The following is a 6,039-nucleotide window of genomic DNA, read 5'->3' as shown; positions in this document are numbered from 1 at the left end:
ATAGGTTTGTGTGCGATTCTTTTCACCGTTGTTCCGCCGCGACTACTCACTCTTCGATCGTCAGTTGGCGGTGACGAGGTACGTCACGGCGACGCCGGGGGTGCCGACGGCGACGGTGTACGTGGCGTTCTTGTAGACGGCCTTGCTGTCGGTCGCGCCGGGCTGGACCGTGTAACCGGCCTTCTCGAGAGCGGCCTTCGCGTCGGCGAAGCCGTTCTTGTCCTTCGGCTGGACGGTGACGGACCAGCCGTCGTTCTTGTCGCCGTTGGCCACGATGATGGTGCCGGCGACGAGCGGGACGTCCGACTTCGGGAAGTCGGACGGGAGCGACTTGGAGGTCGCCTCCTGGGACGCCGACGCCGACGCCGAGGGCGTCGAGCTGGAGCCGTTACCGCTGCCGGAGCAGCCGGTCAGTGCGGCGATGGACAGTGCCGCGACGAGAGCGGCGGGGACGAGCAGTTTGCTGTTGGTGCGCATCATTCTTCCTAGTGCTGTATGCGGTTCGGTAGTACAACACTCCAGCCTACTGCGCACCCTCCGACGCTCCCGCCGCGGGGCGTCCGGTGCCCGCTTCAGCCCAGCAGCAGCGTGCTGAGCTGGTCCGCCGAGTGCACGACCGCGATCGCGCCCGCCGCCTCGGCCGGGGAGCCGTAGCCCCACTCCACGAGGATGGTCGGGATGCCGTGCTCGCCCGCACCCTCCACGTCGTACGCGCGGTCGCCGACCATCACGGTGTGGTCGAGCGCGACGCCCAGCTCGCGGAGGCGGCGCAGCGCGTCGGCGACGACGTCGGCCTTCGCGCTGCGGCTCTCGTCGTCGGTCGCGCCGGCGATGACGTCGAAGTACTGGGCGAGCTCGAAGTGCTCCAGGATGCGCGTTGCCTGGGTCTCCGGCTTACTGGTGGCGACGGCGAGCGGGATGCCCGCGGCCTGCAGTCGCTGGAGGAGGCCGCGGACGCCGGGGAAGACCGCGCTGTCGAACGCGCCGTTGGCCGCGTAGTCCGCGCGGTAGACGGTGAGGGCTGCGCGGGCGCCCGCCTCATCGAAGCCGGCCATCGTCTGCAGCGAGTCGAGCAGCGGAGGCCCGACGTACTCCACGAGCTCGGAGGGGGTGGGGATGGGGAGGCCGAGCGTCTCGAACATGCGCACCAGGGAGGACGTGATGCCGGGTGCGGAGTCGGTGAGCGTGCCGTCGAGGTCGAAGAGGACGCAGGTCCAGGTGCGCGCGACGGCCGCGGGCGCCTCTGCGGTGATGGTCGGGTTTGTCATAGCCGTCCAATGCTATGTGAGATGTACGAATGTATCGTCAGTGCTCGCTGAGAGCCGACTCGATGTGCGAGCGCGCGACGACCATCGTGTGGGCGGCTCCCGGGTCGAACTGCACGGCCACGAAGTCGGCGTTGGCGATGTAGCCGAGTGCCTCAGCGGCCGGGACGATCACCGCCTGCACGCGCGTGCCCTTGCCTCCGGAGGCCCCGACGGCGTTGCGCAGCGCCTTCATCGAGGTGAACAGCGGCAGCACCGGCTCGCCCGCCGTCGACTGGATGGTCCGCAGCCGGACCTCCCCGGGCTCGGACCCGGTGACGTCGACCACGAGGCCGCCCTTCGTCGCGGCGGTGAGCAGCGCCTCCAGGTTCTCCATCGTCGGCTCGGCGGCGATGGCGGCGAGCGCCTTGCGGACGGGGCCGTTCTCGTAGGTCTGCGGGAAGCGTCCCGCGGGGGCGGCCATCAGAACAGCCTGCTGTCGCTGTCGTCCAGCCCGCGCATGGCGTCGTAGTCGAGCACCAGGCAGCGGATGCCCCGGTCCTCGGCCAGCGTGCGGGCCTGGGGCTTGATCTCCTGAGCCGCGAACACCCCGGACACCGGCGCGAGCAGCGGGTCGCGGTTCATGAGCTCCAGGTAGCGGGTGAGCTGCTCGACGCCGTCGATGTCGCCGCGGCGCTTCAGTTCGACGGCGACCGACGCTCCGCGCTCGTCGCGGGCCAGGATGTCGACCGGGCCGATCGCGGTCATGTACTCGCGGCGGACCAGCACGTGGCCATCCCCGAGGAGGTGGATCTGCTCGGCCAAGAGCTTCTGGAGGTGCGCCTCCACGCCGTCCTTCTGCAGTCCGGGGTCGACGCCCAGCTCATGGGCGGAGTCGTGCAGCACCTCGTGGATGGAGACGACCAGCATGTCGGCCGTCTTCGCCTGGCTGACGCGCCAGACCTCGGTGATCCCGGCCGCCCGCTGCAGCTCGTCCGGCTCGTCGACCGTGAGCGTGCAGGGCGGGCTCATCCAGTTGAGCGGCTTGTAGGAGCCGCCGTCGGAGTGGACGAGGAGGCTGCCGTCGGCCTTGAGCATGAGCAGGCGCTTGGCGAGCGGGAGGTGGGCGCTCAGGCGGCCGGCGTAGTCGACGGAACAGTTGGCTATCACGAGGCGCACCGGTCAAGTGTACGGTGCTGGCAGGATGTGGGGATGGCCCACGACCTCCTCATCGGCACCTACACACAGCGTCTCCCGCACGTCGACGGTCACGCGGACGGTGTGCTGTCCGCGCGGTTCGACGGCACCGCGGTCCGGGAGGTCGAGGTGGCAGCGCAGGTGCCCAACCCGTCGTGGGTGGCGGTGTCGGCGGACGGCTCCCATGTCTACGCGGTCGAGGAGACCGGCCCGGACGGCGGCGTCTCGGCGTTCGCGCGTTCGGCGGACGGCTCGCTGCGCCCGCTCGGCCGGGTGTCGAGCGGAGGCGACTCTCCGGCGCACCTGGCGCTGCACCCGTCCGGCCGGTTCCTGCTGACGGGCACCTACGTCGGCGGCACCGTCTCGGTCTTCGCGCTCGACGACGGCGCCCTCGGTGAGCGGACCGCGTTCATCCAGCACGAGGGTCACGGTCCCGACCCCGCACGGCAGGAGGCGCCGCACGTCCACCAGCTCTCGGTCGACCCGGTGACCGGGGACGTCGTGGTGGTCGACCTCGGGCTCGGCGAGGTGCGCTGGTACGCGCTGTCGTCGTCCGGCTCGCTGACCCTGCGCCCGGAGGCGACCGTCGCGGTCGGCGCTGCGGGACCGCGGCACCTGGCGTTCCACCCGGACGGCCGCCACGCCCTCCTCGTGAACGAGCTGGACAGCACCCTCGACGTGCTGCGCCGGGAGGGCGACCGGTTCGAGCGGGTCGCCTCGGCGGGCACGCGCGGCCCGGACGCGGCGGGCGCGAACCTGCCCGCCGCCGTGCGGGTGACGGACGACGGGCGCACGGTGCTGGTGACCAACCGCGGGGACGACACGATCGCGGTGTTCGCCTTCGACGCGGCGGCGTCGGCCGTCGAGCTCGTGGACGTCGTGGCGGTGGGAGGCCGGGCCCCGCGCGACCTCGTGCTGTCGCCGGAGGGCGACCGCGTGCTGGCGGCGTGCCAGGACAGCGACGAGGTGGTCGTCTTCGCGTTCGACGCCGCGTCGCGCGCGCTGCGCCCGCTGGGCGCGACGCCGGTCCCGACCCCCGTCTGCCTCGCCTTCGCGTGACCCCGCGCCCGGCAACCGCCGAGTACGTCGATTCTCTGCGTACTCGGCGCGTTTCGCCGTACTTCGCGCGTACTCGGCGGTTAGTCGGCGGCGGGCTCCAGGCGGGTGCGGCGCTCGGTCGCGGGGCGGACGGCCGGCGCGGCGAGGAACGACGCCACCAGCAGCACGAGGATGAGGTACAGCGCGTTCAGCAGTCCGAACTCCTTGCCCAGGAACCCGATCAGCGGCGGCCCGACCAGGAACGCGCAGTACCCGATGATCGCCACCGCCGAGACGCGTGCGGCCGGGTTGTCCGTCCCCTCCGACGCCGCCGACATCCCGAGCGGGAAGCCCAGCGACACGCCGAAGCCCCACAGCACCGTGCCGATCACGGCCACCCACAGCGGGCCGCCGAGGATGAAGAGCAGGAGGCCGGCCACGCCCATCGCCGCCGTCACGCGGATCGCGGCGACGCGTCCGACGCGGTCGACGATCGGTCCGCCGAGCACGCGGCCAAGCGTCATCGCGGCGACGAAGAACCCGAACACGACCGCGCCGGTGGAGTTGGACTGGCCGTGTCCGTCGACCGTCGCCAGCGCGATCCAGTCGTTCGCCGATCCCTCGCCGAACGCCATGCCGAGCATGACCACGCCGATGAGGATGAGCCGCCAGTCCGCCCACACCGCCAGCGACGCGCGCAGCCGCTGACCGAACGGGACGCGCGGCTTCTCGGCCGTCTCGTCGCCGAGGTCGGCCTCCCGCGGGATGAAGCGGATCGCGACCAGCGCCACCGCGACGAGCACCACAGCGATGAAGGAGAGGTGCCACACGACGCCGATGTGGAGGGCCGCGGCGGCCGCGCCCATCCCGGCGCCGAGCACCGTGCCCAGGCTGAAGAAGGCGTGCATCAGCGGCATCAGCGTCTTGCCGATCTCGCGCTCCACCGCGGTGCCCTCGACGTTCATCATCACGTCGACCATCCCGTTGCCGAAGCCGAGCAGGATGAGGCCGACCGCCACCGTCGGCACGGAGTGGAACACCGTCGAGCCGAAGCCGATCGCGAGCGTGCCGATCGCCACGATCACCAGGCTCCCGACCATCCCCTTGTGCGGGCCGAAGCGCACCAGCACCAGCGAGGACAGCGACAGTCCGACGATCGCGCCGACCGACATCCCGAGGATGAGGAAGCCGACCGCCGACGGGTCGCGGCCGAGGCCGAGTTCGTCACGAACCCCGGGGATGCGCGCGACCCACGACGCCACGGCGAGGCCGCTGAGGATGAAGATGGTGAACACCGCGTTGCGCCACGCGCGCAGTTCGCCGCGGCTGCGGGTCGTCGTCGGGGTCGGCTGTGACATCGGCTGTCCTGGGAGGAGCGGGGGCCGTGAGCGGCCGGTGGGTTCTGGTGGGGGGAGTGGATTTCGCCACTCGAATCGTTTCGATCGAAACGATTCGACTAAGCTACCACACGTGAACGACCGCAGCACACCCCTCGTGGGCACCCGGCCGACGCTGGCCGCCGTCGCCCGCCTGGCCGGTGTCTCCAACTCCACGGCCTCCCTCGCCTTCTCCGGCACAGGCCCCGTCTCGGACGCCACGCGCGAACGCGTCCTCGACGCCGCCAAGCAGCTCAACTACGCCGGTCCGGATCCGCGCGCCCGCTCGCTGCGCCGCGGCCGGTCCGGGATTGTCGGCGTCGTGATGGAGGAGCGGGTCGGCGACGCGTTCCGCGACCCGATCAAGATCGCTCTGCTCGACGGCATCTCCGACGAGATCGCCGCCGTGGACGCCGGCCTCCTCATCCTGACGGACGCGGGGGAGACCGCCCAGCGGATCGAGGACGCCCCGATGGACGCCGTGGTCCTGGTCGGCTGCAGCCCACGCCTGGACGAGTCGGTGGCGATGCTGCGCCAGCGCGGCATCCCGCTCGTGGCGATCGAGGGCGACCCGGCCGACGACGTCCCCTCGATCGGCCAGGACAACCGGGAGGCCACCCGCCTCGCCGCGCGGCACCTCCACGACCTCGGCCACCGCGACGTCGCCGTCGTCACCCTGCCGCTGCCGCGCGACCGCGCGCGCGGACCGCTGACGCCCGAGGTCGTGCGCGGCAGCAGCTCCACCACCGCCACCGAGCGCCTCGCCGGCGCCCGGGACGTGTTCCCCGACGCGGGCGGCTGGACGACGCGCGGCTCGTTCGTGGAGGAGGGCCGCATCGCGGGCGCCGCCCTCCTCGCCGGCCCGTCGCGCCCCACCGCGATCATCGCGCAGAGCGACCTGCTCGCTGCCGGCGTGATCCGCGCGGCGGAGGAGCTCGGCCTGGAGGTGCCGGGCGACGTCAGCGTGGTCGGCTTCGACGGCGTGCGCGTCGACGGCCTGTGGCCGTACGACCTGACGACGCTGGTGCAGCCCGCGGTAGAGAAGGGCCGCGCCGCCGGCCGCGCGATCGTGGAGATGCTGGAGGGCCGCGCGCCGAACCCGACGTCGTTCACGAGCGACTTCCACCCCGGCAACACGACGGCCCCGCCCCGCGCCTGACCCCGGCACCCCACTCCGCCCCCAC

The 6,039-nt window shown here is 72.2% G+C and carries 7 protein-coding genes; 2 read left to right on the top strand and 5 right to left on the bottom strand.

The window, feature by feature from the left end; genetic code table 11:
- Positions 1–60 precede the first annotated feature (60 nt).
- From ABCS02_RS26320 to nucS, 4 genes are all read right to left on the bottom strand, one after another.
- The gene (locus ABCS02_RS26320) at positions 61–477 is read right to left on the bottom strand and encodes a hypothetical protein (RefSeq protein WP_345838670.1); all 417 of its coding nucleotides are present in this window, start codon (positions 475–477) and stop codon (positions 61–63) included.
- A 95-nt stretch (positions 478–572) separates the two neighbouring features.
- The gene (locus ABCS02_RS26315; RefSeq protein ID WP_345838669.1) at positions 573–1,268 is read right to left on the bottom strand and encodes an HAD hydrolase-like protein; all 696 of its coding nucleotides are present in this window, start codon (positions 1,266–1,268) and stop codon (positions 573–575) included.
- Positions 1,269–1,305: 37 nt separating this feature from the next.
- Positions 1,306–1,728 carry an SseB family protein gene (locus tag ABCS02_RS26310; RefSeq protein WP_345838668.1) on the bottom strand — a complete coding sequence of 141 codons (423 nt, stop codon included), beginning with the start codon at positions 1,726–1,728 and terminating at the stop codon, positions 1,306–1,308.
- A complete protein-coding gene (nucS, locus tag ABCS02_RS26305; RefSeq protein ID WP_345838667.1) occupies positions 1,728–2,423 on the bottom strand; it encodes an endonuclease NucS in 696 nt (231 codons plus the stop codon). The genes ABCS02_RS26310 and nucS overlap by 1 nt, the downstream gene beginning before the upstream one ends.
- A 33-nt stretch (positions 2,424–2,456) precedes the next feature.
- Here nucS and ABCS02_RS26300 point away from each other — a divergent pair, with 33 nt between their 5' ends.
- Positions 2,457–3,500 carry a lactonase family protein gene (locus ABCS02_RS26300; protein WP_345838666.1) on the top strand — a complete coding sequence of 348 codons (1,044 nt, stop codon included), beginning with the start codon at positions 2,457–2,459 and terminating at the stop codon, positions 3,498–3,500.
- 80 nt (positions 3,501–3,580) lie between these two features.
- Here ABCS02_RS26300 and ABCS02_RS26295 read toward each other — a convergent pair whose 3' ends face one another.
- Positions 3,581–4,837: an MFS transporter gene (locus ABCS02_RS26295; RefSeq protein ID WP_345838665.1), complete on the bottom strand. Its 1,257-nt coding sequence runs from the start codon at positions 4,835–4,837 to the stop codon at positions 3,581–3,583.
- Positions 4,838–4,949: 112 nt separating this feature from the next.
- Here ABCS02_RS26295 and ABCS02_RS26290 point away from each other — a divergent pair, with 112 nt between their 5' ends.
- Positions 4,950–6,014: a LacI family DNA-binding transcriptional regulator gene (locus tag ABCS02_RS26290; protein ID WP_345838664.1), complete on the top strand. Its 1,065-nt coding sequence runs from the start codon at positions 4,950–4,952 to the stop codon at positions 6,012–6,014.
- The last annotated feature ends 25 nt before the right edge of the window (positions 6,015–6,039 follow it).

This window comes from Microbacterium sp. X-17, from assembly GCF_039615055.1.
The sequence above is the reverse complement of the archived record's forward strand: the minus strand, read 5'-3'. Positions and strand labels throughout refer to the sequence as shown.